The organism is Pseudomonas salmasensis (assembly GCF_014268375.2).
In the GTDB taxonomy this organism is placed as follows: domain Bacteria; phylum Pseudomonadota; class Gammaproteobacteria; order Pseudomonadales; family Pseudomonadaceae; genus Aquipseudomonas; species Aquipseudomonas salmasensis.
Genome location: NZ_CP077083.1, coordinates 3,406,369 through 3,432,146 on the forward strand (window position 1 = coordinate 3,406,369; position 25,778 = coordinate 3,432,146).

Genomic DNA, 25,778 nt, shown 5'->3' on the forward strand with positions numbered 1-25,778 from the left:
CGCCAATTATCCTCGGATCGCCCAGAAGGCCAGGTTCAAGCCCGGGAACTGCCCGGCGATATGGAAGGCGAAACCGCCGGAATTGTTCAGCTGCTGCCAGTGCTCGCTGCCACGGTCCAGCTCGTAGTAGGTGCTGCCGGCGTGGTAAGGCAATTGGCGCGGCGCCACCGGCAACGGCAGCAGGCCGATGCCCGGCAGTTGCAGGTTGACCATGTCGCGGATGTGCTCCACCGAGCCGACCTTGCTCTGCTGGCCGAAACGCGCACGCAGGGTTTCGCCGGGCACATCGGCGCGTACCACGAGGATGAAACTGGCGTTGTCGAGCAGGGTCTTGTCGGCCAACATCGCCACATGGATGCCGTAGGCTTTCTCCACAATCGGGATGGGCGTGGCCTTGCTGTCGATCAACATCGACAGCGCCTCACGCAGGGCCGCCATCACCGGCATGAAGCTCAGGGCCAGGTCGTCGTGCTGGTACTGCGGGTATTCCTGGGGGCGACGGCCGGAGGTTGAGAAGGTGGAAAATTCACCGGCCAGGCTGACCAGTTCGCTGAAGAAGCGCTCCGGGTGCAACGGGCTCAACTGGCTGAAGTGCTGGATCAGCGGCTGTGCGCGGTTGACCAGTTGCAGCAGCATGAAGTCGGCGATCTCCGAGGCACCACCGGCGCCCGAGGCCACCACGCGACCGGCCAGCGCTTCGCCACGCTGGTGCAACAGGCCCAGCAGTTCGCTGCGAAAGGCCGTCAGCGGTTTGCTCGCGGCCACGTCCAGCACCGGCGGAATATAGGTCTCATCGAGCACCAACGCGCGGTCGGCGCGCTTTTCCTTGATGCGCACCAGGCCGATGGCGGCGTAGTCGCTGATGCCATCCTGCGCTGTCAGCAGGCGCAATGCCCGCGAGCCCACGGCCACCGGTGCGCGGTTTTCGAACGGGGCGTTGTCGTCGCGCACTTCGCGCACCTGGCTCACGTAGCGCGCGGCTTCCAGGGCTTCACCCTCGTCCACCGTGTCACGGGCGCCGGCGCGCTTGAGCGGCAGGGCCAGGTACACCAGGCCGTCGCGCAGGTTGTCGTCGATGTTCAACGGGCTCGGCGCCAGGTCATCCTGGGGAATATTGAACGGCGTGCCATCGGGCAGCAGGCCGCGAGCCGATACGATCGCCAGCTTGCCCTGGGCCAGCAGGCCCTGGTCGATCAGCAGCTCGGAGAACCCCCAGGCACCCGCCGACAACGGGCGGCTGCGGGCGTCGATCAGGTTTTCCAGGTAACGGTCATGCTGCTGGAAGTGCTGCGTTCCGATGAACATGCCTTCCGACCAGACCACGCGATTGTTCCAGGACATGGGGGCTCCGATTGCTTGTTATTGGGCTGGGCTGGATGGGGAAGCCACGACGTCGGCGCGCACGGCATGCACGTCGAGGCTGATCTGGTATTCGCTGTATTGGCGCGGCGGCACGTTGATGACCGTGCGCCATTGCGCACGGTCCAACTCGCGGTAGCCCACCAGCAAGCCGATCTGGCGCGTGGAGGGGTCGAGGTCGCGCTGCACGCTCAGTTGTTGGCCGGGCTGCACCATCACTTCGTCCTGGTCCAGCAGGTCCAGGCCGAGGGTGGATTGCGCGCGGTCCGCGAGGGCGAAGTAGTCGGAGCGTGAAAAGGTCGCGGCGTTTTTCAATTCGAAAATGCGCACCCGCACCGGCGCGGCCTGGCCGTTGGCACCGGGGTTAAGCCCGGCAATCGCGTGAAAATGCAGCTCAACGGCGGCCGTGTCAGCTTCGGCCTCGGCAGCCGCCTGGGGTTTGGCAGTGTCGTTGGCACACGCCGTCAGCAGCAGCGCGGTGGCGGCTGCGAGTAAAAACCTGGGAATCATCCTGCGTCCTCAATGACGTATTTAGCTATCCGTTTTATCCATTGGTGCGAGGCGTTTTCAGCGTCGCTGTCGTGCACTGTGTTCTTCGTAGGCCCGGCTGAATTCGCGACCGAACAGGTCCTGGAAATCGTCCTGGGCCTCGCGGGAAATGTTGCTGTAGAGCTCGGTGAACTGCTGCCAGTACTGGGCCTGGCGCGAACCGTTGAACAGACTGGAGAGGCCGCCGGGTTTGCCCATGCGCTCCTTCAATTGCGCCGGTTCAAAGCGCGTGAGCAGGTGCTTGATCGCCGCTTCCACGCCAGCCATCACGGCCAACTGGTGGGCGCGCAGGTCGTCGAAACTGTCACGTACGGCGAGGTCCGGGGCCATGAACGCCTGGTTGCCATGACGCAGTAACAGCAGTAACGCCTCATCGGCATTCGGGGCGAATTTCAACGGGTTGTTTTCGGCGGGGCGGATCATCGTCTGCTGCATGCGGAACTCGCCCTTGAGGCTGGCACGCGCACGCAATACGTCGATCAAGCCCTCGACCATCAACCGGTAGCTGCGGCCGATGCTTTCCATCTGCGCGCAGGCGTCGGCTTTGTCCAGCCGCAACTGGTCCAGGCCCGCACCGCGCAGGAAGGCTTGCAGGAGGTCCGGTTGTGGCTCGGCATTGGCCACGGGGAGCGCAACAGGCTCGACCACGGGTGGCGGCGGGATGACCGGGTCTGGGGCGGGCGCAGCATTGACCACAGGTGCGGGCGCGTCGCCGAACAGGTCCCAGTCTTCGGGAATCACCGAGCCTTGCACCGGCGGCTTTTCGGGCGCCGGTACGACCACTGGAGCCGGGGGGCGAAAATCGTGCTGCTCGGACGGCACATGGTCCGCCACGGTGGGCGGCGGCACGGCGGTGGGGCTGAGGAAGTCGAACAGGTCGGGCAGGGTTTCCATGGCCGAGGCGCCCTGGAATTGCGGGGCAATCATCGGCGTGGGCGCAGGCTGGCTCGCCACGGCGCCCATCAGCGCTTCAAAGCTGTTGGGTGAGTCACTGGCAAATGGCTGGCTGTCGATGGCCTGCACGTTGAAGTCGATGCGCGCCTGGATCTCGTAATCGCCGATGCGGATCAACTCACCGTCTTGCAACGGCTCGCTGTTACCCCGACGCATACGAATACCCGCCTTGACCAATTCCACACCATTGGTGCTGTTATCGGTTAAGTAGTAACGGCCATCTTTGTATTGAATAACGCAATGTTGCGAAGAGACGAGACGCTCAGGGTCGGGCAATACCCAGTCATTGTCAGAACTGCGGCCAATAGCCATCACGCCCTGATCCATGGACTTTTCGGGGCATTGCCCAGGGGTGATCTTGTGATAACTAGTGATAGTCAAACACAGCGACATCTTGCCTCCTTGCTGATACGTCGCGCGCGGCCTACCCAGGAGGCAGCGCCGCCCTGGAAAGTCCCGTCCTGTCGTAAAAACGACCGCCAAAATCTGCTTTTACCAGCATGATCGCTGATCTTAACTGGCTTCCATGACAAAAATCCGCTCTGGGCGCGCCTTTCGACCCGCCAGTCGCGCAGGTTGTTAAACACCGCACATCTGTCACAGAGGGCGAATAGCTTACCTTGACAAGCCATAAGTACTACACCAAAAATGCACAACTTCTTGAACATCAGTGATGGCGCAGTAGTGGCACGCTGAGTATATGACCAAGAAAACATGCAAAGTTCATTACGCAACTAGTGCATGCATTGCCCGCCGTCCAGCGGGCCGATAAGGAGATCGAATTCAGTGGATGTGCCGTTGCTGCTCACCGCCGTTTCCGCGACGTCGCCCTGTGGCGAGGACATGGAATATGACGCGCAATTTCTGCAGTTGGAACGTGATGCCAAGGGCCAACCCGAACGCAGCATGGGCGACTCGATCCTGCCCGCTGAGCCGCCCGAGTGGCGCAGCATCCAGCAGCAAAGCCTCGACCTGTTGCAACGCAGCAAAGACCTGCGCATCACCCACTTTCTGCTGCAAAGCACCCTCGCCCTCCAGGGTGTGGCCGGGCTGGCCGAAGTCCTCACGCTGATCGACGCCTTGTTGCGCCAATACTGGGCCGAACTGCACCCGCGCCTGGATGCCGACGATGACAACGACCCTACCGTGCGCATCAACGCCCTTACCGGCCTGACCTGCGAGACCAATATTCGCCTGCTGCGCGAAAGCATCCTCACACGCTCGCGCACCTTCGGGCCCGTGACCCTGCGCGCAGCGCTCAACGCCAGCGGCCTGCAGAGTTTTGCCGATGAGCAGTTGGGCAACCAGCAACTCAACGCCGCGTTCCTGGACAGCGACCCCGAACAACTGCAAGCCACCCGTGATGCCTTGAGCGCGGCGCGTGCGGCGTGCGAGGCCATTGAGCAACAGGTCAATGACCAGGTCGGTTCCGCCCAGGGCGTGGACCTCAGCGCCTTGAAGCAGCCGCTCAAACAGGCCCTGCAACTGCTCAACCAAGCGGTGCCAGGCACCGACAGCAGCAGCGATCCCGAGGCCGTCAGTGAAGACAATGCCCCCTCGGTCGATTACGCCGCCGCGCCCGCAGCCCCTCGCCCTTCTGGCGACATCGCCACTCGCGACGATGTGCTGCGCAGCCTCGACAAAATCCTCGCGTACTACACCCGTCACGAGCCTTCGAGCCCGCTGCCGGTGTTGTTGAACCGAGCCAAGAATCTGGTACATGCCGACTTTGCGGCCATCGTGCGCAATCTGATTCCCGATGGCATGTCCCAATTTGAAAACCTGCGCGGCCCCGACAGCGAGTAAGCCGCCGGACCGTGCAGTAACAACACCGTCGCTCAAGCGACCAGGAGCAGCAACGTGGCGAAGCAAAGTTCTCAGAAATTCATCGCGCGCAACCGTGCGCCTCGAGTGCAGATCGAGTACGACGTCGAGCTTTACGGCGCCGAGAAAAAGGTCCAGCTGCCCTTCGTAATGGGCGTGATGGCCGACCTCGCCGGCAAGCCTGCCGAGCCGCTGGCACCCGTGGCCGACCGCAAGTTCCTTGAAGTGGACGTCGACAACTTCGACTCACGCCTCAAGGCCATGCAGCCACGCGTCGCGTTCCACGTACCCAACGAGTTGACAGGCGAAGGCAACCTGAGCCTGGACATCACCTTCGAAAGCATGGACGACTTCAGCCCGGCCGCCGTGGCCCGCAAGGTCGACTCCCTGAACCAACTGCTCGAAGCCCGCACCCAATTGGCCAACCTGCTGACCTACATGGACGGCAAGACCGGCGCTGAAGAAATCATCATGAAGGCGATCAAGGACCCGGCATTGCTTCAGGCACTTGCCAGCGCGCCCAAGCCTGCAGGGGAGCAGTAATCATGACGGACAATACCGCCCGCGAAGGCAGCCAGATCCTGGGGACCACCGAAGAAGCCAGCGAGTTTGCGAACCTGCTGCTGCAAGAGTTCAAACCCAAGACCGAGCGTGCCCGCGAAGCCGTTGAAACCGCGGTGCGCACCCTGGCCGAACAGGCCCTGGCGCAAACCGACCTGGTGTCCAACGACGCGATCAAGTCGATCGAATCGATCATCGCCGCCATCGATGCCAAGCTCACCGCCCAGGTCAACCAGATCATCCACCACCAGGACTTCCAACAACTGGAAAGCGCCTGGCGTGGCCTGCACTACCTGGTCAACAACACCGAGAGCGATGAGCAACTGAAGATCCGCGTGCTCAACATCTCCAAGCCAGACCTGCACAAGACCCTGAAGAAATTCAAGGGCACCGCGTGGGACCAGAGCCCGATTTTCAAGAAGATGTACGAAGAAGAATACGGCCAGTTCGGTGGCGAACCTTACGGCTGCCTGGTGGGTGACTACTACTTCGACCAGTCGCCGCCCGACGTGGAACTGCTGGGCGAACTGTCGAAAGTCTGCGCCGCCATGCACTCGCCGTTCATCGCTGCGGCCTCGCCGACCGTGATGGGCATGGGCTCGTGGCAGGAACTGTCGAACCCACGCGACCTGACCAAGATCTTCACCACCCCGGAATACGCCGGCTGGCGCTCGCTGCGTGAATCGGAAGACTCGCGCTACATCGGCCTGACCATGCCGCGCTTCCTGGCCCGCCTGCCGTATGGCGCCAAGACCGACCCGGTGGAAGCCTTCGCCTTCGAAGAAAACACCGACGGCGCCGACAGCTCCAAGTACACCTGGGCCAACGCCGCCTACGCCATGGCGGTGAACATCAACCGTTCGTTCAAGCACTACGGTTGGTGCTCGCGCATCCGCGGCATCGAGTCTGGCGGTGAAGTGGAAAACCTGCCGGCCCACACGTTCCCGACCGATGACGGTGGCGTGGACATGAAGTGCCCCACCGAAATCGCCATCAGCGACCGCCGTGAAGCGGAACTGGCGAAGAACGGTTTCATGCCGCTGCTGCACAAGAAAAACACCGACTTCGCCGCGTTCATTGGCGCCCAGTCGCTGCAAAAACCTGCCGAATACGACGACCCGGACGCCACCGCCAACGCCAACCTGGCCGCGCGCTTGCCGTACCTGTTCGCCACCTGCCGTTTCGCTCATTACTTGAAGTGCATCGTGCGCGACAAGGTCGGCTCCTTCAAAGAGAAGGACGAAATGCAGCGCTGGTTGCAGGACTGGATCCTCAACTACGTCGACGGCGACCCGGCGCATTCCACCGAAACCACCAAGGCCCAGCACCCGTTGGCCGCCGCCGAAGTGATCGTGGAAGAAGTCGAAGGCAACCCGGGGTATTACAACTCCAAGTTCTACCTGCGCCCGCACTATCAGCTTGAAGGGCTGACGGTGTCGTTGCGTTTGGTATCGAAGCTGCCTTCGGCAAAAAGCGCCTAACTAACCGGACCGGCTCGCTTCCTGTAGGAGCGAGCTTGCTCGCGAAAAACTTAAAGACGCCGCGCTCATTCAGGATGCCAGCGTCATCGTTAACGACCTTCGCGAGCAAGCTCGCTCCTACAGAGGTCGGGGACGTCAACACATTCGTGGCCTGAGCCACACAGGGAGAAAACATGGCTGTTGATATTTTCATCAAGATCGGCGACATCAAGGGCGAGTCCATGGACAAGGCCCACAAGGACGAAATCGATGTGTTGAACTGGAGCTGGGGCATGTCCCAGTCCGGCAACATGCACGTCGGCGGTGGCGGTGGCGCGGGCAAGGTGAATATCCAGGACCTGTCGCTGACCAAATACGTCGACAAGGCTTCGCCCAACCTGATGATGCACTGCGCCAGCGGCAAGCACATCGACAAGGTCAAGCTGACCGTGCGCAAGGCCGGTGGCGAGAGCCAGGTCGAGTACATGGTGATCAACCTGGAAGAAGTGCTGGTCACCTCCTTGAGCACCGGCGGTTCGGGCAGCGATGATCGCCTGACCGAAAACGTCACCCTGAACTTCGCCCAAGTGATGGTCGACTACCAGCCGCAGAAAGCCGACGGCACCAAAGACGGCGGCGCCATCAAGTTTGGCTGGAACATCCGTTCCAACACCAAACGCTGATAGCCCGTGTGGCCGTGGCCCGGTGCCACGGCCATTGTGTCCCTCTCGCAACCCGTCCGTGGAGCTGCTTTGGTGGTAACTGAAATCGCTTCCCGCGACCGTCTGCAACCGTCCCTGCTGGACCGGTTGACCGACGACGACCCGACCAACCCCAAGGAAAGCGCCGACAAACGCGTGCTGTCCCTGACCCAATTGAAGGCCTCGGTGCTGCGTGACCTGGCGTGGTTGCTTAACACCACCTCGTTACTCGATACCGATGCCACGCTGCACACCCCGGCCGGCACGTCGGTGGTCAATTACGGCCTGCCGGCACTGGCGGGCAACAGCGCTTCGAGCGTCGATATCAAAGCCCTGGAAGCCTTGATTTACCAGGCCATCGCCACCTTCGAGCCGCGTATTTTGCGCCACACGCTGCGGGTCAAGGCGCGCATGGGCCATGGCGAGATGAATCACAACGCCCTGAGTTTCGAGATTGAAGGCGACCTGTGGGCACAGCCGGTACCGTTGCGTTTGCTGTTGCAGACCGACGTGGACCTGGAGTCCGGCCATGTGCGCGTGCTCAATGCCGACCAGCGGAGACGCCCATGAACCCGCGCCTGCTGGAGCTGTACAACCAGGAACTGCACCACGTGCGCGAAAGCGCCGCCGAGTTCGCCAAGGAATATCCCAAGATCGCCAGTCGGCTGACCTTGTCCGGTATGGACTGCGCCGACCCGTACGTCGAACGTTTGCTGGAAGGCTTCGCCTATCTCACCGCCCGTGTGCAGCTCAAGCTCGACGCCGAGTACCCGACCTTCACCCATAACCTGTTGGAAATTGCCTACCCGCACTACCTGGCGCCGACGCCGTCGATGACCGTGGTGCAGTTGCAGACCGACCCCGATGAAGGCTCCCTGGCCGGCGGTTTCCCGTTGCCCCGTGACACGGTGCTGCGTGCCGCCCTGGGCCGTGAAACCCAGACCTGCTGCGAGTACCGCACCGCGCACCCGGTGACGCTGTGGCCGTTGCAGGTCAGCAACGCCGAATATTTCGGCAACCCCGCCGCCGTGCTCGGACGCCTGGCCGCCAGCGAACCGAAAGCCAAGGCCGGTCTGCGCCTGACCCTGCGCACCGGTGCCGAGCTGCCGTTCAACAGTCTCGACCTGGACACCTTGCCGCTGTACCTGAGCGGCGCCGATGAACAACCGTTTCGCCTCTACGAACAACTGCTGGGCAACGCCTGTGCGGTGTTTGCGCGCCAGCCCGGTGGCGATTGGGTCGAGCGCCTGCCCCAGGGCGCGTTGCGCTCGCGGGGGTTCGATGATGCCGATGCGGCCATGCCGGTGGTGGCGCGGGCATTCCAGGGCTATCGCCTGTTGCAGGAGTACTTCGCCCTGCCCCATCGCTTCCTGTTCGTTGAATTCGCCGAGTTGAGCCGCGCGGTCAAGCGCTGTGACGGCCAGGAGCTGGAACTGATCGTGCTGTTTGACCGCCACGAACCGAGCCTGGAAGGCAGTGTCGGCGCGGCGCAGTTCTTGCCGTTCTGCACGCCCGCCATCAACCTGTTCCCCAAGCGCGTGGACCGTATCCACTTGTCCGACCGGGTCAATGAACACCATGTGATCGCCGACCGTACGCGGCCGATGGATTTCGAGATTCATTCCTTGAGCGGCATCACCGGCCATGGCACCGGACCGGAGCAGCCGTTCTTGCCGTTCTATGCGGTGCGCGATCCGTCGCGTTATGGCCGCGACCAGGCGTATTACAGCGTACGCCGGGAGCCGCGGGTGCTGTCCAGCGATCAGCGCCGCAATGGCCCGCGCTCCACTTATGTGGGCAGCGAAACCTTCGTCAGCTTGGTGGACAGCCGCCAGGCGCCCTATCGCCATGACCTGCGCCAGTTGGGCGTAACCGCGCTGTGCACCAACCGCGACCTGCCGCTGTTCATGAGCGTGGGCAACGGCAAGACCGACTTCACGCTGGCCGACAGTGCGCCGGTACTGGCCGTGCGGTGCGTGGCGGGGCCAAGCCGTCCGCGTGCCAGCCATGCGCATGACGCCAAGGCCTGGCGCCTGATCAGCCAGTTGTCGCTCAACTACCTGTCCTTGAGCGAACAGGGCCAGGGCGCCGGCGCCTTGCGCGAACTGCTGCGCCTGTACGGCGACAGCAATGACGCCGCCCTGCAATTGCAGATCGAGGGCCTGCGCGAAGTCAGCAGTAAGGCGGTGACTCGACGCCTGCCGATGCCTGGCCCGATTGTGTTTGGGCGCGGCCTGGAAATCACCCTGGAGTTCGATGAAAACGCGTTTCGCGGCACCGGCGTGTTCCTGCTCGGTGCGGTGCTGGAGCGCTTCCTGGCACGCTACGTGTCGATCAACAGTTTTACCGAGACGGTGATCCGTACCACCGAACGCGGCGAGATCATGCGATGGAAAGCCAAGCCCGGACGGCGTCCGACCCTGTGAGAACCCTGGACGCGATGCATCAGGAGCCCTGGGAATATGACTTCTTCCAGGCATTGCGGCGCATCGAGTGCGAAACGCCTGAGCTGCCACGCCTGGGCCATTCCCTGCGCCTGGCTGATGACCCACTGCGCCTGGGTCAGCAGGCCGATTGCACCTTCGCCCCCGCCACCCTTGCCTCGGTCGACCCGGGAGGCGATGGCAAGCCGGCGCGGCTGGAGCAGTTTTTCTTCGGCCTCGGCGGCCCCAACGGCCCGCTGCCGCTGCACATCACCGAGTACGTGCGCGAGCGCCAACGCAACAACGCCGACAGCACCAGCAAGCAGTTTCTGGATGTGTTCCACCATCGCCTGCTGACTCTGTTCTATCGGGCCTGGGCCGAGGCGCGGCCTACCGTCAGCCACGACCGCCCGGACGATGACTACTGGTCCGCCCGCCTCGCCGCCCTGAGTGGCCGCGGGATGCCGAGCCTGCTCAATCAAGGGCTGATCCCCGACACCGCAAAGCTGCATTACAGCGGCCATCTGTCGGCGCAAACCCGCTACCCGGATGGCTTGAAAGCGATACTCGGCGAGTACTTCGGCCTGCCGGTAGAGATCGAAGAATACGTCGGCCAATGGCTGGAACTGCCCGAACGCAGCCGCGTGGGGGTCAGCGCCCACCAGTTGGGCGTGGATTTCTGCCTGGGCAGCCACGTGTGGGACCGCCAGCACAAATTCCGCATCCGCCTGGGCCCGCTCACGCTGGATGACTACATGGGCATGCTGCCTGGCCAACAGCCGTTCAACGAGCTGGTGGCGTGGGTGGCCGAGTACCTGGGCCATGAACTGGACTGGGACTTGAACCTGGTTTTGCAACAACCCGAAGTTCCGGCGCTGCAACTCAACGGCCAGTTCCGCCTGGGCTTCAACACCTGGCTCGGCCAACCTGAGCATGACGCCAACGACCTAATCCTGGCCCGGCATTACGCCGACCACGCCACCACCTCAAGGAATCCAGAGCATGGGTGAAATCAGTCGCGCCGCACTGTTCGGCAAACTCAACAGCGTGGCCTACAAAGCCATCGAAGCCGCCACCGTGTTCTGCAAGTTGCGGGGCAATCCGTATGTGGAGCTGGCCCACTGGTTTCACCAGTTGCTGCAATTGCAGGACTCGGACCTGCACCGCATCATCCGCCAGTTCAACCTGGAACCGGCACGCCTGGCCCGCGACCTCACCGAAGCCCTGGACCGCCTGCCGCGCGGCTCTACGTCGATCACCGACCTGTCCTCCCATGTGGAAGAGGCCGTAGAACGCGGCTGGGTGTATGGCAGCCTGATGTTTGGCGAAAGCCAGGTGCGCACCGGTTATCTGGTGCTGGGCATCTTGAAGACGCCGAGCCTGCGCCATGCGCTGCTGGGTTTGTCCGGCGAGTTCGACAAGATCAAGGCCGAAGCTTTGAGCGAGCGCTTTGATGAATACGTCGGTGACTCACCGGAAAACGCCTTGAGCGCCAGCGATGGCTTCAATGCCGGTGTTCCTGGCGAAGCCAGCGGGGCCATGGCGCCCAGCGCGATGGGCAAGCAGGAAGCGCTCAAGCGTTTCACGGTGGACCTGACCGAACAGGCCCGTAGCGGCAAGCTCGACCCTATCGTGGGCCGTGACGAAGAGATTCGCCAACTGGTGGATATCCTCATGCGTCGGCGCCAGAACAACCCGATCCTCACCGGTGAGGCTGGGGTGGGCAAGACTGCCGTGGTTGAAGGCTTCGCCCTGCGCATTGTTGCCGGTGACGTACCGCCTGCGCTCAAGGACGTGGAGCTGCGCAGCCTCGACGTGGGCCTGTTGCAAGCCGGCGCCAGCATGAAAGGCGAGTTCGAACAGCGCCTGCGCCAGGTCATCGAAGACGTGCAGGCCTCGCCCAAGCCGATCATCCTGTTTATCGACGAAGCCCACACGCTGGTGGGTGCCGGTGGCGCTGCCGGCACTGGTGACGCGGCCAACCTGCTCAAGCCTGCCCTGGCTCGTGGCACCTTGCGTACCGTGGCTGCCACCACCTGGGCCGAGTACAAAAAGCACATCGAGAAAGACCCGGCCCTGACTCGCCGCTTCCAGGTGGTGCAGGTTGCCGAACCGTCTGAAGACAAGGCGCTGCTGATGATGCGCGGCGTGGCGTCCACCATGGAAAAACACCACCAGGTGCAGATCCTCGATGAAGCCCTGGAAGCCTCGGTGAAGCTCTCCCACCGCTACATTCCGGCGCGCCAGTTGCCGGACAAATCCGTGAGCCTGCTGGACACCGCCTGCGCCCGCGTCGCTATCAGCCTGCACGCGGTGCCAGCGGAGGTGGACGACAGCCGTCGGCGTATCGAGGCCCTGGAAACCGAGCTGCAAATCATCGCCCGTGAGCATGCGATCGGCATTGCCACCGGTACGCGCCAGAGCAACAGCGAAGCCTTGTTGAACGCCGAACGCGAGCGCCTGGCGACCCTGGAAAGCCGTTGGGCCGAAGAAAAAGCCTTGGTAGATGAACTGCTCGCCACCCGTGCCACCTTGCGCGAAAAAGCCGGGGTGGTGGACAGCGGCAACGATGCGTTGCGTGCGCAATTGGTCGACCTGCAACAGCGCCTCACCGCTTTGCAAGGCGAGACCCCATTGATTCTGCCGACCGTGGATTACCAGGCCGTGGCCTCGGTGGTCGCCGACTGGACCGGCATCCCGGTGGGCCGTATGGCGCGCAATGAGCTGGAGACTGTGCTCAACCTCGACCAACACTTGAAGAAACGCATCATCGGCCAGGACCATGCCCTGCAGATGATCGCCAAGCGCATCCAGACCTCCCGCGCCGGCCTCGACAACCCGAGCAAGCCGATTGGCGTGTTCATGCTGGCCGGTACCTCGGGTGTGGGCAAGACCGAAACCGCCCTGGCCCTGGCCGAAGCCATGTACGGCGGCGAGCAGAACGTCATTACCATCAACATGAGCGAATTCCAGGAAGCCCACACCGTGTCCACCCTCAAGGGCGCGCCACCGGGCTATATCGGCTACGGCGAAGGCGGTGTACTGACTGAAGCGGTGCGACGCAAACCCTACAGCGTGGTGTTGCTCGATGAGGTGGAGAAAGCCCACCCGGACGTGCATGAGATCTTCTTCCAGGTGTTCGACAAGGGCGTGATGGAAGACGGCGAAGGCCGGGTGATCGACTTCAAGAACACCCTGATCCTGCTGACCACCAATGCCGGTACCGAACTGATTTCCCACGTCTGCAAGGACCCGGCGAACACCCCCGAGCCCGAGGAAATCGCCAAGGCCCTGCGCCAGCCGCTGCTGGAGATTTTCCCACCGGCGTTGCTCGGTCGACTGGTGACTATTCCGTACTACCCGCTCAGCGATGAGATGCTCAAGGCGATCACGCGCCTGCAATTGAACCGCATCAAGAAGCGTGTGGAGAACACCCATAAAGTCGCGTTCGAGTATGACGACGCCGTGGTCGACCTGATCGTCTCGCGCTGCACCGAGACTGAAAGCGGCGGGCGCATGATCGACACCATCCTCACCAACAGCCTGCTGCCGGACATGAGCCGCGAGTTCCTCACGCGCATGTTGGAAGGCAAGGCGTTGGCGGGAGTGCGGATCAGCAGTCGGGATAATGAATTGCACTACGACTTCAGCGACGCGGCATAAGCGCCACAATGCCTGACACCTGTAGGAGCGAGCTCGCTCGCGAAGAACTCGAGATCGCCGCGTTCATTCAGAATGCCCGCGTCATCGTTGACGACCTTCGCGAGCAAGCTCGCTCCTACAGTTGAAATTGACGGATGAAATGATGCTATTCAACCAAGCCTCACGCCTGGCCAAGATCACCAGCCCCCTCGGGCCGGATGTGCTGCTGCTCAACGAAATGGGCGGCGGTGAAGAGCTGGGCCGGCTGTTCAACTATGAGCTGCAACTGACGTCCCTGGACGCCAACATCGACCTCAACCAGCTGCTGGGCAAACCGATGAGCGTGGGCCTGCAACTGGCCGACGGTGGCGAGCGGTACTTTCATGGCATCGTCGCCCGTTGCAGCCAGAACATCGACCAGGGCCAGTTCGCCAGTTATCAGGCCACCCTGCGCCCTTGGCTGTGGTTGCTCAGCCGTACCTCCGATTGCCGTATCTTCCAGAACCTGAGCATCCCGCAGATCATCAAGCAGGTGTTCCGTGACCTGGGTTTTTCCGACTTCGAAGACGCCCTCAGCCGGCCATATCGCGAGTGGGAGTACTGCGTGCAGTACCGCGAGACCAGCTTCGATTTCGTCAGCCGTCTGATGGAACAGGAAGGCATCTACTACTTCTTCCGCCATGAACAGGACCGCCATGTGCTGGTGCTGGCCGACGCCTATGGCGCCCACACCAGCGTGCCCGGCTATGCGTCGATCCCCTACTACCCCAAGGACGAGCAACAGCGCGAACGCGACCATATGCACAACTGGCATTTGGCGCAGGAGGTGCAGCCAGGCTCGCTGGAGCTGAACGACTACGACTTCCAGCGCCCCAGCGCAAGCATCGACGTACGCTCGGCCATGCCGCGCCCGCACACCGCCGGCGACTATCCGCTGTACGACTACCCCGGTACCTACGTGCAAAGCGCCGACGGCGAACACTATGCGCGCACCCGCATCGAAGCCCTGCAAACCCTGCATGAGCAGATCGAGTTCAGCGGCAATGCGCGCGGCCTGGGGTCGGGCCATCTGTTCAGCCTCACCGGCTTCAGCCGCCAGGACCAGAACCGCGAATACCTGATCGTCGGTTGCCGCTACTTCATCGTGCAGGAAAGCCTGGAAAGCGGCGGCGGTTCAGGCTCGGCGCAGTTCGAAAGCAGCCTGACCTGCATCGACGCCCAACAGAGTTTCCGCCCACTGGCCAACACCCACCGCCCCATCGTCAAAGGCCCGCAGACCGCGCTGGTGGTGGGCCCCAAAGGCGAGGAAATCTGGACCGACCAGTATGGCCGCGTGAAGGTGCACTTCTATTGGGACCGCCACGACCAATCCAACGAAAACAGCTCGTGCTGGATTCGTGTGTCGCAATCCTGGGCCGGCAAGAACTGGGGCTCGATGCAAATTCCACGCATCGGCCAGGAAGTGATCGTCAGCTTCCTCGAAGGCGACCCCGACCGGCCGATTATCACCGGGCGCGTCTACAACGCCGAACAGACGGTGCCCTACGATTTGCCGGAGAACGCCACCCAGAGCGGTATGAAAAGCCGCTCCAGCAAAGGCGGCACGCCAGCCAACTTCAATGAAATCCGCATGGAGGACAAGAAGGGGCTGGAGCAGTTGTATATCCATGCCGAGCGTAATCAGGACATCGTGGTGGAGGTGGATGAGAGCCATTCGGTGGGGCATGACCGCAATAAAAGCATTGGGCATGACGAAGTCGTGACCGTCGGCAACGACCGGGTACGCGCAGTCAAGCATGACGACATGCTCATGGTGGGGTTCAGCAAAACAGACGCTATCAGTAAAAGTTACCTGATTGAAGTGGGCGAAAACCTGCGCCTGGTCTGTGGCAAAAGCGTGCTGGAGCTCAACGCCAGCGGGCAGATCAATCTCACCGGCGTTCAGATCAATGTGTATTCCGAAGGCAGCTCCGAGATCAACACTGGAGGCAATCTGCATTTGAACATTGGCGGCAAAGGCGGCACCACTCCCATGGGCCAGGGGGTCAAGGGCGACATTGACGCCGCCGTCAACGCCATGTTTCCCAAGCCGTCTTCCGGCCAATAACGAGACTCCGTTTCAATGACCTATCGACTCAATGAATTTCAATTCACCCTGCCCAGCGATGAGGTTCAGGATGCTTCCATCAATATCCTGAAGTTCGCCGCGCTGGGTACCTCGTTGATCGTCAGCCGCAGCCTGCTGGGAGATGGCGAGACGCTGCAAAGCAACTTCGAAGAGCAACTGGGCAAGCTGCAAAAACAGGTACAGGACTTGCGCTACCAACCGGCCAAGGCTCTTCGTGTAGGCGCGGCGCAGGATATAGACGCCATCGAAGTGCATAACCAGTTCAGCAAGGGCACCGAGCGTATCCATCAATACCAGTTAGCGCTTGTGATACCCGGCACTCGGCAGATGCTTGCCCTGAGTTATGTCAAAGCCCAACCCCTGGGCGATGCTGAAAGCGCCCATTGGGCAACCATCAAAAGCACTCTGCAGCTGAATCCCAAACCTTGAAGCCCTTAATCCATGTCTGACGCTCTCTGGGCGGCACGCCTCGGCGACGGCCTGCTGCACACCTCGGCGATGGCCGACATCCTGGGCGGCGTGCTGGAAATTGCGGCCAACATCGCTATTACGGCCGTCGCCACGGCTGCGATTGTGGCCGCCACCGGTATTACGGTTGTAACCGGCGGGCTAGGCTGCTTTGTACTGGGCGCGGTGGTGGGCATCATCGTCGGCATCGGCATGAGCAAGACGGGGGCAGACAAGGGGCTGACAAAGGTCTGTGACTGGATAGGCAATGCGTTATTCCCGCCGGTGGTGATGGCGACCATTGCCACCGGCTCACATAACACCTTCACCAACGGCATACCCGCTGCGCGTGCCGCAGGCGCAATCGGCCCGGTCAGCCCGCAACCTGCCGAAGGTGGCAATCCCGAGGAAGCCAGCTACCTGGACATGGCCAAGGGATTTTTCTCGCAGATGTGGCGCCCCACCGTGGCGGTTCCTGCACCAGGCGCAGTCCCCAAACCGCTGGACATCGTCATCTGCACCAAGCATCCACCCATGCCACCGCAGTTTATCGCCGAAGGCTCCAGCAAGGTCACGATTAATGGTCAGCCGGCCGCCCGCAGCGGTGACCGAAGTACCTGCGACGCATCGATTGTCGAGTCGGGGATGATCTCCAGCAACGTGCGTATTGGCGGCAGCCCCGTGGTGGTACGCGAGATCCGCAGCGGCAAGACACCCGGTGTCGGGCTGGCGGTGACCGCGCTGTTGATGCTGCGCGGTGGGGGCTCCAAGTTTTTCAGCAAGCTGCCGTGCATGGTCGTTGGTGGACTGGTGTCGTGGGGCACCAGCCAAGTGACCAATGCCATTACCTCCGCCGTAGCAGGCTCGCCTAACCCGGTACACAGTTCCACGGGCGCGAAAATTCTTGATGGGGAAGACGATCTGGACTTCGCCCTGCCCGGCCTGCTCCCTATCGAGTGGCAGCGCTACTACAGCAGCCGGGACGAGCGTCGCGATGGTCTGTTCGGTGCCAGCTGGAGCGTGATCTACGAGGTTTGCGTCGAGATTGGCGTACACCCCGAAGGTGGGGAACGGCTGGTCTATACCGATGAGCAAGCGCGACAGATCGACATGGGCGTCATTCCACTGGGCGGTGCAGTATTCAGCGCAGGAGAAGGCTTGAGCGTACGGCGCAATACCAATGGCCAGCTACTGATCGAAAGCGTTGACGGGCTCTATCGGCTATTCGAACCAACGCCAGGTAACGCCTCACACCTGCGCCTTAGCCAATTGGGGGATCGCAACGACAACCGAATCTTCCTTGACTATGACATTCAGGGTCGGCTGAGCCACTTACGAGATACGTTCGACCATGTGCGTATCGAACTTGTTTACAGCCAGCAATGGCCTGCGCGAGTGGAGCAAGTCAAACGGCTATACCCCGATCACAGCCAAGAAACCCTTGTCAGTTACGGCTACGATGCTCGCGGCGACCTGGCCGAAGTTCGCGATCCCGACGCAAATGTGCAACGCCGCTTCACCTACGACAGCGGCCAGCGCATGGTCGAGCATCAGCTGCCCACCGGGCTGCGTTGTTACTACCAATGGGGCTGTGTGGACGGCAGCGAATGGCGCGTGGTGCGGCACTGGACCGATGAAGGCGATGAGTACCGGTTCGACTATGACCTGCCGGGCGGCGTGACGCGCATTATTGATGGCTTGCAACGGGTCAGCACACGCCGCTGGAACCCGCAGTACCAGATAACCGAGTACACCGACAACCTGGGAAAAACCTGGCAGTTTGAATGGAATGACGAACGTCAGCTGCTCAGCGCCACCGATCCGCAAGGCGGCAAATGGCAGTTCGGCTACGACGAGTCCGGCAACCTGTGCAGCACTCAGGATCCGTTGGGGCGTATCGAGTCGACATTGTGGCTGGAGCACTGGTCGCTGCCGCTGGTGGAGACCGATGCGGCAGGCCACGCGTGGCAATATCAGTACGACCAGCGAGGCAATTGCATCAGTGAAATCGACCCGCTGGGGCATGTCACACGGTATCGCTACGATACGTTTGGACAGGTGGTGGAGATCATCGATGCCACGGGAAAAAGCAAAACCCTGCGCTGGAATGAAACCGGACAGTTAATCCAGCACATCGACTGTTCGGGGTACCCCACAGCGTTCGAGTACGACCGCCAGGGTCATTTGCAGGTAGTCATCGACGCCTTGGGTGAGCGCCAGCGCTATCAACACGACAGCCAAGGCCGGTTGCTACAGAGCGAAATGCCGGACGGCCGCATCGAGCAGTACCTGCGCGATACCAGCGGTCTGTTGATCGGCTATACCGATGCCGCAGGTCACACCACCCGCTACCAATACGGACACCGCGGGCAAGTGCGCCAACGAATAGATGCCCATGGCCGGCAGATTGAGTTCCGCTACGACGCCTACGGACACCTCCAAACCCTGACCAATGAAAATGGTGAGAGTTACCGCTTTACCTGGGACCCGTGCGACCGTCTGGTAGAGCAGCAAGACCTCGACGGCAGCGCCCGACGTTATGCCTATGACCTTCTGGATAACGTAGCCGCCGTTGAGTACGTGCCCACAGGGCAGACACCTGAGCCTTCAATTGTGCATCGACTCGAACGCGATGCAGTGGGCCGCTTGCTGTTGAAACAAACCGATGACGGTCGCACCGAATACACCTACGACCCGTTGGACCAACTTACCGCTGTCACCTTCATCGGCAATGACGAAACCACCCAGGCACTGGCCTTCGCCTACGACGCGCGCGGCCAACTGCTCATCGAACAAAGCGCCGCCGGCAGCCTGAACTACCACTACGATGAGCTCGGCAACCTGATCCAGACGCAGTTGCCCGACGGCCGTTGGCTCAACCGCCTGTACTACGGCAGCGGCCACCTGCACCAGATCAACCTCGACGGCCGCGTCATCTGCGACTTCGAACGCGACCGCCTGCACCGTGAAGTCCTGCGTACCCAGGGCCAGATCACCACGCGCAGCGAATATGACCGCAGCGGCCGCCTGCGCTCACGGATACGCCGTCCCAATGGCCAGCCCACGCAACTGCCGGCCGCCCAGCAAAAACACTTCGACTATGACCCGGCCGATAACCTGATCGGCCGCCTGGAGCGTGACCGCGATAACCGTCGAGATCAGCGCCAACTGCTCCACTACGACGCGACCGGGCGCATTATCGCCAGCCAGGACAACGCTCAGGGCCAGCGAGAAACGTTTGCCTACGATGCCGCCGCCAACCTGCTAGACGGTCCGTCAGCCAGTGCGGGGCTGGTGGTGCATAACAAGCTGTTGACCTATCAGGACAAACGCTATCGTTACGACGGCTTTGGCCGAATGATCGAAAAGCGCAGTGCCCTACGCGGCGTACAGCTCTTTGCCTACGATGCAGAGCATCGCCTAATCGAAGTCCGTAGCCAGAAGGATGGACGCGAAACGGTCGTGAAAATGACCTATGACCCCCTCGGCCGGCGCATCGCTAAAACCGAACATGACAGCAATGGCTACCCGTTGGGTGAAACCCGCTTTGATTGGGAGGGGTTGCGCCTGCTGCAGGAGCATCGGCATAGCCAGACCAGCCTCTATCTCTATGAAGAAGACGGCTATGTACCGCTGGCTCGCGTGGACGGCACGGGCGAGCATCAAAGCGTGCGCTACTACCACAACGACCTGAATGGATTGCCTGAGCAACTGACCGAAGCTGATGGGAAAACGGTGTGGCACGCGCGCTATCAGGTGTGGGGGAATGCAGACGAAGAAGTGCGTGAAGCGTACTTTATCGAAGAGCAGAATTTGCGGTTCCAGGGGCAATATCTGGATCGGGAGATTGGGCTGCACTACAACACGTTTCGGTTTTATGATCCGGATGTGGGGCGGTTTACGACGCCGGATCCGATTGGGTTGAAGGGTGGATTCAATCTTTACCAGTACGCGCCGAATCCCATTGGTTGGATTGACCCGTGGGGATGGGCAGGTGACCCTGCGAAAGCGACACACATCACTTACGTCGGCGTGAAAGACGGTAAACCTTATGTGGGTTACGCCAGCAAGCCTGGGTTGGGGCATTCCGCGCAAGCTGTGTTGGACTACCGCTATCCTAATAAGCAAATTTTTGACGTTGCACCAGAGGCAGTATTCAAAGGAGATGGGCAAAAAGGAAAAGACATTGCAAGGGGCCTGGAACAAAGAATATATGAAGACAAATTGAAAGAGGGCCCTGTCGCGAACAAACAAAGACCTGTCGGCCCGAATAACAAAAGACGGGATATTTATCTCGCGGCCGCAGATAAACATAGAGGCGTCAAACCTCAAAAATCAACTAAGAAATTCAAAGGTCCCGGAAGATGCTGAAGAAGATCACATGGCAAGAAGGCAAGATTCTAAGTTTAAAACTAAAAGATGACCTCTACACGCTTGTCCAGATGCGTGAAAACTACTACCTGCAGTTTTTCGACTTGACAAATACTCAGGATACCTGGACAGGTGTAAACCTCCAAAAAGTCGACCCGCTATTTTTTATCTTCACGTCCACGAAGGCTTTGAAGGGCCTCGCCATAAGTGAGCCGTCATCGGATAAAGTCCGCATAGACATGCGCCCTCCCGAAAAAAAAATGCTGAGAGCTATTATTGGCGGCAATTACGGCGCGGATCTTATAGAACTGACTGATTCTTTTGAAACTCTTGATGCAATTACATTGAAAAGCAACTTAACATTAACCGACGACCTCGACACCATTTATAAACATGAATTATCAGGCATGATCGGCGATCCAGAAAAGCTACAAAATCGTTTAATAAACTATTTTGAAAACGGAGTGAATTGGGACAAATCCAAAGAATTCTTATTCAAAGGCATCTCAGCGCCACACGCCAAAAAATTGAGTACAACCAAATGAAAAACAAAGAGTTACAGGACTTTCAAAAGCATCACCTTAATCTAGAGGGTGAAAAAAAACTTATCGCCAAGATAACGAGGCTGCTCGAAGCACTTATCAGTGAATTGCAACAACTTCCTGAAAAAACAAATCAATCAACCATCTTGGAACACTTCAAAAAGTGCATACTTAACATTAATTATTTCGAGAATGAAATAGAAACTATCGAACGCGAATCTATACTTGAACACATTTATACCTTAGGAAAAATTGTCGGCCTTGACCCAACATCAGAGTATGCTGATGAGTGGCGAGGCGATTGGTAACGGATCAAATGGCTGAGGCAAAAAGGGATGGATGCATTTCATTTTAATTAAAGTTATTCTCTTTATCTACAATGGATGCGGAAGATGAACATTCTTAATCTAATAGAAAACGCTGACTGCACGACAGCACCTTCTACTGGGTTGCCGAGTAATCCCGTCCCCGATGACTTGACCGATTTTTATAACCATTACAGCAGCGCTGTTTTCTATCCAAAGGCACAGTACAGCTTCATGATTCAGGCGCCAGAACTTGAACGCTCCGACTTTGTCGTTATGAACGAAGACTTGGAGGATCCAGACTCAGCTAACTGGTACGCGCTCGTTAAATGTGAGGACCAAATAATTTCAATTGACCTGAAACCCGGTCCGCAATTTGGCTACTGCTACGACTCGTTCTGGGACAGTTACCCGACTGCCGATGAGAGCACACTGATCGCAAAATCGTTTACTGAGCTGATTGAGAAGATCATTAAATCCGGAGGTAAAAGTTTATTCTGGATACCACGCCACACTTGATAGAGAGACCAGACTATATTACCCGACGGCCGTTGGCTCAACCGCCTGTACTACGGCAGCGGCCACCTGCACCAGATCAACCTCGACGGGCGCGTCATCTGCGACTTCGAACGCGACCGCCTGCACCGTGAAGTCCTGCGTACCCAGGGCCAGATCACCACGCGCAGCGAATATGACCGCAGCGGCCGCCTGCGCTCACGGATACGCCGTCCCAATGGCCAGCCCACGCAACTGCCGGCCGCCCAGCAAAAACACTTCGACTATGACCCGACCGATAACCTGATCGGCCGCCTGGAGCGTGACCGCGATAACCGTCGAGATCAGCGCCAACTGCTCCACTACGACGCGACCGGGCGCATTATCGCCAGCCAGGACAACGCTCGGGGTCAGCGAGAAGCGTTTGCCTACGATGCTGCCGCCAACCTGCTGGACGGTCCGTCAGCCAGTGCGGGGCTGGTGGTGCATAACAAGCTGTTGACCTATCAGGACAAACGCTATCGTTACGACGGCTTTGGCCGAATGATCGAAAAGCGCAGTGCCCTACGCGGCGTACAGCTCTTTGCCTACGATGCAGAGCATCGCCTAATCGAAGTCCGTAGCCAGAAGGATGGACGCGAAACGGTCGTGAAAATGACCTATGACCCCCTCGGCCGGCGCATCGCTAAAACCGAACATGACAGCAATGGCTACCCGTTGGGTGAAACCCGCTTTGATTGGGAGGGGTTGCGCCTGCTGCAGGAGCATCGGCATAGCCAGACCAGCCTCTATCTCTATGAAGAGGACGGCTATGTACCGCTGGCTCGCGTGGACGGCACGGGCGAGCATCAAAGCGTGCGCTACTACCACAACGACCTGAATGGATTGCCTGAGCAACTGACCGAAGCTGATGGGAAAACGGTATTTCACGGGTACTCTTGCCCATAAAAAGAGACGACGTTATTTAAGCCAATAACGTTCGTCCCATTACCTGCCTACTTATTTAAATAAACGCTCTATCTCGCTACACGCCTGGTTTTTTCTGCGATTTCCGATTCTGAACATCCTTCAATAAATCGATCATTTCATTTATGTGTTCCTGACGTTTTTCAATATTGTCCATACGAGATTCATCAGTCGGCGCCCCTGATGATTCGGCAGCTTCATACGGTTCGTAAAGGAGTTTAAAACGCTTAGCGAGCTCCGGCATTTGCTTTTCGATTGCATTCATCGACGCCTCAAGGTTCTTCAGGCGCCCTTCTGTGTCCGTAGGCGCTTGATCGCTCGGCTGCACCGCATTTGCTTCTGCTCCTAAGTTGAGAAAAATAAACAGGTTGGCCGTTGCCTCATTTTTTATTTCAGCACCGGTAAGGCGAGCCTCCATTTGTTGCTCTTTCGTCGCGGCAGGGTCTACGGTTCCAATCGTGCCATCTGCAATCTGTACTGGCGCTCCTGGCATCTGACTTTGCGCTGTAAATTTATTTTGGAAGTAGTTAGACGTGAATTGCTGGCCGACAGTGAAGGGGCTGCTGGTTATGTTGTTTGCACCGGCCGTTATAAAAGCATTACGCACAGTGGCCGCTACTGATGGAGGCGCCGGCGGTAAGTTCTGTGGCTGACTCACAATGCTTTGCGCGGTGCTCACTACACCACTCGGAGTGTTCGGCACAGCCGTTGGTTTTGTTGGAGTAGGTGTGGTTGGCTTAGGTGTTACCGTTGGCTTAGGCTTCACAGTTGGCTTAGGTGTGGACACGGCAGGGGAAGATCTACCATTCGTTCCGCCAGTTCTAGGTTTGCCTGGAGTGCGAGGTTTGCCTGGAGCGCCAGGTTTGAATTTAAGAGTATCGGGGGCATGAGGGTCTGATTGATCGGGTCTCAAATTATTAGCAATCGCAGCACCCATTTGTCTTTTTTTAGCAGCGATCTCCTCCGGGGTCGCAGCTATGTATTTAAATACCTGCTCGTCCGCGCCACTCGAAACACCCTCAACGTTAGCGGTGGCTGCTCCGGCAGCACCCGACGCCGACGGAGCCTTCGCTTCTACTTTTTTCTCGTGGGGTAATTGAATAGGTGGAACAACAGGCAGATCAAGAACTTTCATATATACACCTCTAAATGAGTTTAGAGAGCGCTCCCTGCAGTCTCGCGCTATATGTGTCCTTTCGTTTGGACGTAGTTCCACACTGAGTCAATATAAAAACTCTATAACATCGATTCGATCAATGGCTACTGTACTCACTTATATCTATGCAAGAGGCGACATCTGTTGTGGTGGCAAAAATGCTTCTCTCGCACAACAAAAAATGGACACCCGACCCAGTCGACGTGCCCATTTTCTTGCCCGCCCCGCCTCCCTTCGAGACGGTACCGCTTAACTTACGGGTTGACGCTGTCTTTGAGCGACTTGCCTGGCTTGAAAGCGACGGTGTTGCTCGCCTTGATTTTCACGGGCTCACCGGTTTGCGGGTTTTTGCCGGTGCGGGCGCCGCGGTGGCGTTGCAGGAAAGTGCCGAAGCCGACCAGGGTGACGCTGTCTTTGCGGTGCAGGGCGCCGGTGATTTCTTCGAGGACGGCGTTGAGGACGCGGTTGGCCTGTTCTTTGGTGAGATCGGCTTTTTCAGCGATGGCGGCTGCGAGTTCTGGTTTACGCATATGTGAAGCCTCTTTGACGGTTTTTTGTTGTTATGTCCGTGCTGCTCTCTGGTGGAGCAGCGCCAAGGCGCCGCAGGCTCTACTCTGCGGCAGACGGGAGTGAGGATGGCATGCCCTCGGGCGCCGCGCCAGTCTCGCGGCGGCCTTTCTCGGGGCATGAACGTGCTGTTTACGACAGAACGGGTGGTATTTACGCCAGCAGCGGCGGGAGTTCTTTGTTCAGCGCCAGTTTTTCCATGACAGCGCTGCCGGTCAATGCATAACCCAGCAGGCGGCCGCTGGCATCGCGGCACAGGGCCTTGATGTCGGCGCCCTGCCCTTCGACGCTCCACACGCCTTCCATGCCCCGTGGCGCAGGAGACACCACCAGCGGGCACACCGGGGTTTTCACCGTGATCGGCATAGGCCCATAGCTCACCGCCGTGGCGTTGCCGGCCAAGGTTTGTGCCAGAGCGCGGGCGCAGCTCATCAGCGGCATCACGTACAACAGGTTCAGGCCGTCGACCTCGGCGCAGTCGCCCAGGGCATAGATATTGGCGTGGGAGGTCTTGAGGTGGCGGTCCACCATGATCCCGCGGTTGATTTGCAGGCCGGCGGCGGCGGCCAGGTCTACGCGAGGGCGCAGGCCAATGGCGGACACCACCAGGTCACAGTGGATCACTTCGCCGTCCGACAGGTGCGCTTCAAGGCCATCAGCCGTGCGTTGCAGGCGATTGAGCACTGGGCCCAGGTGGAAACGCGCACCGATGCCTTCCAGCCCGGCTTGCACCGCTGCGGCTGCCGCCGGGTGTAGCAGGGTCGGCATGACTTGCTCACAGGGCGCGACCAGGTCGATTTCATAGCCGCCCAGGATCAGATCATTGGCAAACTCACAGCCGATCAGGCCGGCGCCGAGCAGCAGCACGCGCCGTTTGCCGGCAGCGGCAGCGCGAAAGCGCGCGTAGTCTTCCAGGTCGTTGATCGGGAAAATCAGCTCAGCCCCATCGCCTTCGACCGGTACGCGCACGGTTTCTGCGCCCCAGGCCAGGACCAGGTCACGATAGGTCACCGCTTCCTCGCCGATCCACAGGCGCTTGTGGCCTGGGTCGATGCCGCTGATGCGCGTATGGGTGCGCACTTGGGCCTTGAGTTGCTCGGCCATCGCGCCAGGCTCGGCCATGCTCAGGCCATCGGCTTCCTTGTTCTTGCCAAAGCCGGTGGAGAGCATGGGCTTGGAGTAGGAACGTCCGTCATCGGCAGTGATCAGCAGCAACGGGGTCTCGCTGTCGAGCTTGCGAAACTCCCGGGCGACGTTGTAACCGGCCAATCCTGTGCCGATGATCACGACAGGTGCGTTCATTCCCTTCTCCTTGTAGTACGTTTCTT

General features: G+C 59.8%; 20 protein-coding genes and 1 pseudogene. 15 read left to right on the top strand and 6 right to left on the bottom strand.

Features of this window, described 5'->3' with window-relative positions; translation table 11 throughout:
- Positions 1 to 6: 6 nt before the first annotated feature.
- From tssK to tagH, 3 genes are read right to left on the bottom strand one after another with little or no spacing between them, the layout of a single operon-like run.
- Positions 7 to 1,341 carry a type VI secretion system baseplate subunit TssK gene (gene tssK, locus HU731_RS15375; protein WP_186607077.1) on the bottom strand — a complete coding sequence of 445 codons (1,335 nt, stop codon included), beginning with the start codon at positions 1,339 to 1,341 and terminating at the stop codon, positions 7 to 9.
- A gap of 18 nt (positions 1,342 to 1,359) precedes the next feature.
- Positions 1,360 to 1,869, bottom strand: coding sequence for a type VI secretion system lipoprotein TssJ (gene tssJ / locus HU731_RS15380; RefSeq protein ID WP_186607078.1), 510 nt, complete (start codon positions 1,867 to 1,869; stop codon positions 1,360 to 1,362).
- 57 nt (positions 1,870 to 1,926) lie between these two features.
- Positions 1,927 to 3,255, bottom strand: a complete 1,329-nt coding sequence (gene tagH / locus HU731_RS15385; protein ID WP_186607079.1) for a type VI secretion system-associated FHA domain protein TagH — start codon at positions 3,253 to 3,255, stop codon at positions 1,927 to 1,929.
- A 393-nt stretch (positions 3,256 to 3,648) separates the two neighbouring features.
- Between tagH and tssA the strand changes: the two genes are divergently transcribed.
- From tssA to HU731_RS15460, 15 genes and pseudogenes are all read left to right on the top strand, one after another.
- Positions 3,649 to 4,668, top strand: a complete 1,020-nt coding sequence (gene tssA / locus HU731_RS15390) for a type VI secretion system protein TssA (RefSeq protein ID WP_047712087.1) — start codon at positions 3,649 to 3,651, stop codon at positions 4,666 to 4,668.
- A gap of 54 nt (positions 4,669 to 4,722) precedes the next feature.
- A complete protein-coding gene (tssB, locus tag HU731_RS15395; protein WP_003195557.1) occupies positions 4,723 to 5,229 on the top strand; it encodes a type VI secretion system contractile sheath small subunit in 507 nt (168 codons plus the stop codon).
- A 2-nt stretch (positions 5,230 to 5,231) separates the two neighbouring features.
- Entirely contained in the window at positions 5,232 to 6,728 is a 1,497-nt protein-coding gene (gene tssC / locus HU731_RS15400) for a type VI secretion system contractile sheath large subunit (protein ID WP_003195559.1), read from the top strand.
- A gap of 173 nt (positions 6,729 to 6,901) precedes the next feature.
- Positions 6,902 to 7,390: an Hcp family type VI secretion system effector gene (locus HU731_RS15405; RefSeq protein WP_003195562.1), complete on the top strand. Its 489-nt coding sequence runs from the start codon at positions 6,902 to 6,904 to the stop codon at positions 7,388 to 7,390.
- Positions 7,391 to 7,462: 72 nt separating this feature from the next.
- On the top strand, positions 7,463 to 7,978 hold the full coding sequence (tssE, locus tag HU731_RS15410; protein WP_003195563.1) for a type VI secretion system baseplate subunit TssE: 516 nt from the start codon (positions 7,463 to 7,465) through the stop codon (positions 7,976 to 7,978).
- Positions 7,975 to 9,834 (top strand): type VI secretion system baseplate subunit TssF, encoded by a 1,860-nt coding sequence (tssF, locus tag HU731_RS15415; protein WP_003195564.1) that lies wholly within the window; start codon positions 7,975 to 7,977, stop codon positions 9,832 to 9,834. Before tssE ends, tssF begins: the two co-directional genes overlap by 4 nt.
- On the top strand, positions 9,798 to 10,841 hold the full coding sequence (tssG, locus tag HU731_RS15420) for a type VI secretion system baseplate subunit TssG (RefSeq protein ID WP_186607080.1): 1,044 nt from the start codon (positions 9,798 to 9,800) through the stop codon (positions 10,839 to 10,841). Before tssF ends, tssG begins: the two co-directional genes overlap by 37 nt.
- Positions 10,834 to 13,494, top strand: a complete 2,661-nt coding sequence (gene tssH, locus HU731_RS15425; protein WP_186607081.1) for a type VI secretion system ATPase TssH — start codon at positions 10,834 to 10,836, stop codon at positions 13,492 to 13,494. Before tssG ends, tssH begins: the two co-directional genes overlap by 8 nt.
- A 142-nt stretch (positions 13,495 to 13,636) precedes the next feature.
- Positions 13,637 to 15,580: a type VI secretion system Vgr family protein gene (locus HU731_RS15430; RefSeq protein WP_032894502.1), complete on the top strand. Its 1,944-nt coding sequence runs from the start codon at positions 13,637 to 13,639 to the stop codon at positions 15,578 to 15,580.
- Between the two features lie 15 nt (positions 15,581 to 15,595).
- Positions 15,596 to 16,030, top strand: a complete 435-nt coding sequence (locus HU731_RS15435) for a DcrB-related protein (protein WP_186607082.1) — start codon at positions 15,596 to 15,598, stop codon at positions 16,028 to 16,030.
- 12 nt (positions 16,031 to 16,042) lie between these two features.
- Complete coding sequence (locus tag HU731_RS15440; protein WP_186607083.1) at positions 16,043 to 20,419, top strand: RHS repeat-associated core domain-containing protein; 4,377 nt, start codon at positions 16,043 to 16,045, stop codon at positions 20,417 to 20,419.
- Positions 20,413 to 20,964, top strand: coding sequence for a DUF8309 domain-containing protein (locus HU731_RS15445; RefSeq protein WP_186607084.1), 552 nt, complete (start codon positions 20,413 to 20,415; stop codon positions 20,962 to 20,964). The genes HU731_RS15440 and HU731_RS15445 overlap by 7 nt, the downstream gene beginning before the upstream one ends.
- Positions 20,961 to 21,269, top strand: coding sequence for a hypothetical protein (locus HU731_RS15450; protein ID WP_186607085.1), 309 nt, complete (start codon positions 20,961 to 20,963; stop codon positions 21,267 to 21,269). The genes HU731_RS15445 and HU731_RS15450 overlap by 4 nt, the downstream gene beginning before the upstream one ends.
- A gap of 84 nt (positions 21,270 to 21,353) precedes the next feature.
- Entirely contained in the window at positions 21,354 to 21,785 is a 432-nt protein-coding gene (locus HU731_RS15455; RefSeq protein ID WP_186607086.1) for an SMI1/KNR4 family protein, read from the top strand.
- 9 nt (positions 21,786 to 21,794) lie between these two features.
- Positions 21,795 to 22,688 (top strand): annotated as a pseudogene (locus HU731_RS15460) (RHS repeat-associated core domain-containing protein); the annotation flags it as partial.
- Between the two features lie 97 nt (positions 22,689 to 22,785).
- On the opposite strand, the gene HU731_RS15465 reads toward HU731_RS15460, so the two are convergent.
- From HU731_RS15465 to HU731_RS15475, 3 genes are all read right to left on the bottom strand, one after another.
- Positions 22,786 to 23,862 (bottom strand): type III secretion effector protein, encoded by a 1,077-nt coding sequence (locus HU731_RS15465; protein WP_186607087.1) that lies wholly within the window; start codon positions 23,860 to 23,862, stop codon positions 22,786 to 22,788.
- Between the two features lie 275 nt (positions 23,863 to 24,137).
- Positions 24,138 to 24,413, bottom strand: coding sequence for an HU family DNA-binding protein (locus HU731_RS15470; protein ID WP_003213368.1), 276 nt, complete (start codon positions 24,411 to 24,413; stop codon positions 24,138 to 24,140).
- 190 nt (positions 24,414 to 24,603) lie between these two features.
- Positions 24,604 to 25,752: an NAD(P)/FAD-dependent oxidoreductase gene (locus tag HU731_RS15475; RefSeq protein WP_186607088.1), complete on the bottom strand. Its 1,149-nt coding sequence runs from the start codon at positions 25,750 to 25,752 to the stop codon at positions 24,604 to 24,606.
- Positions 25,753 to 25,778 lie beyond the last annotated feature (26 nt).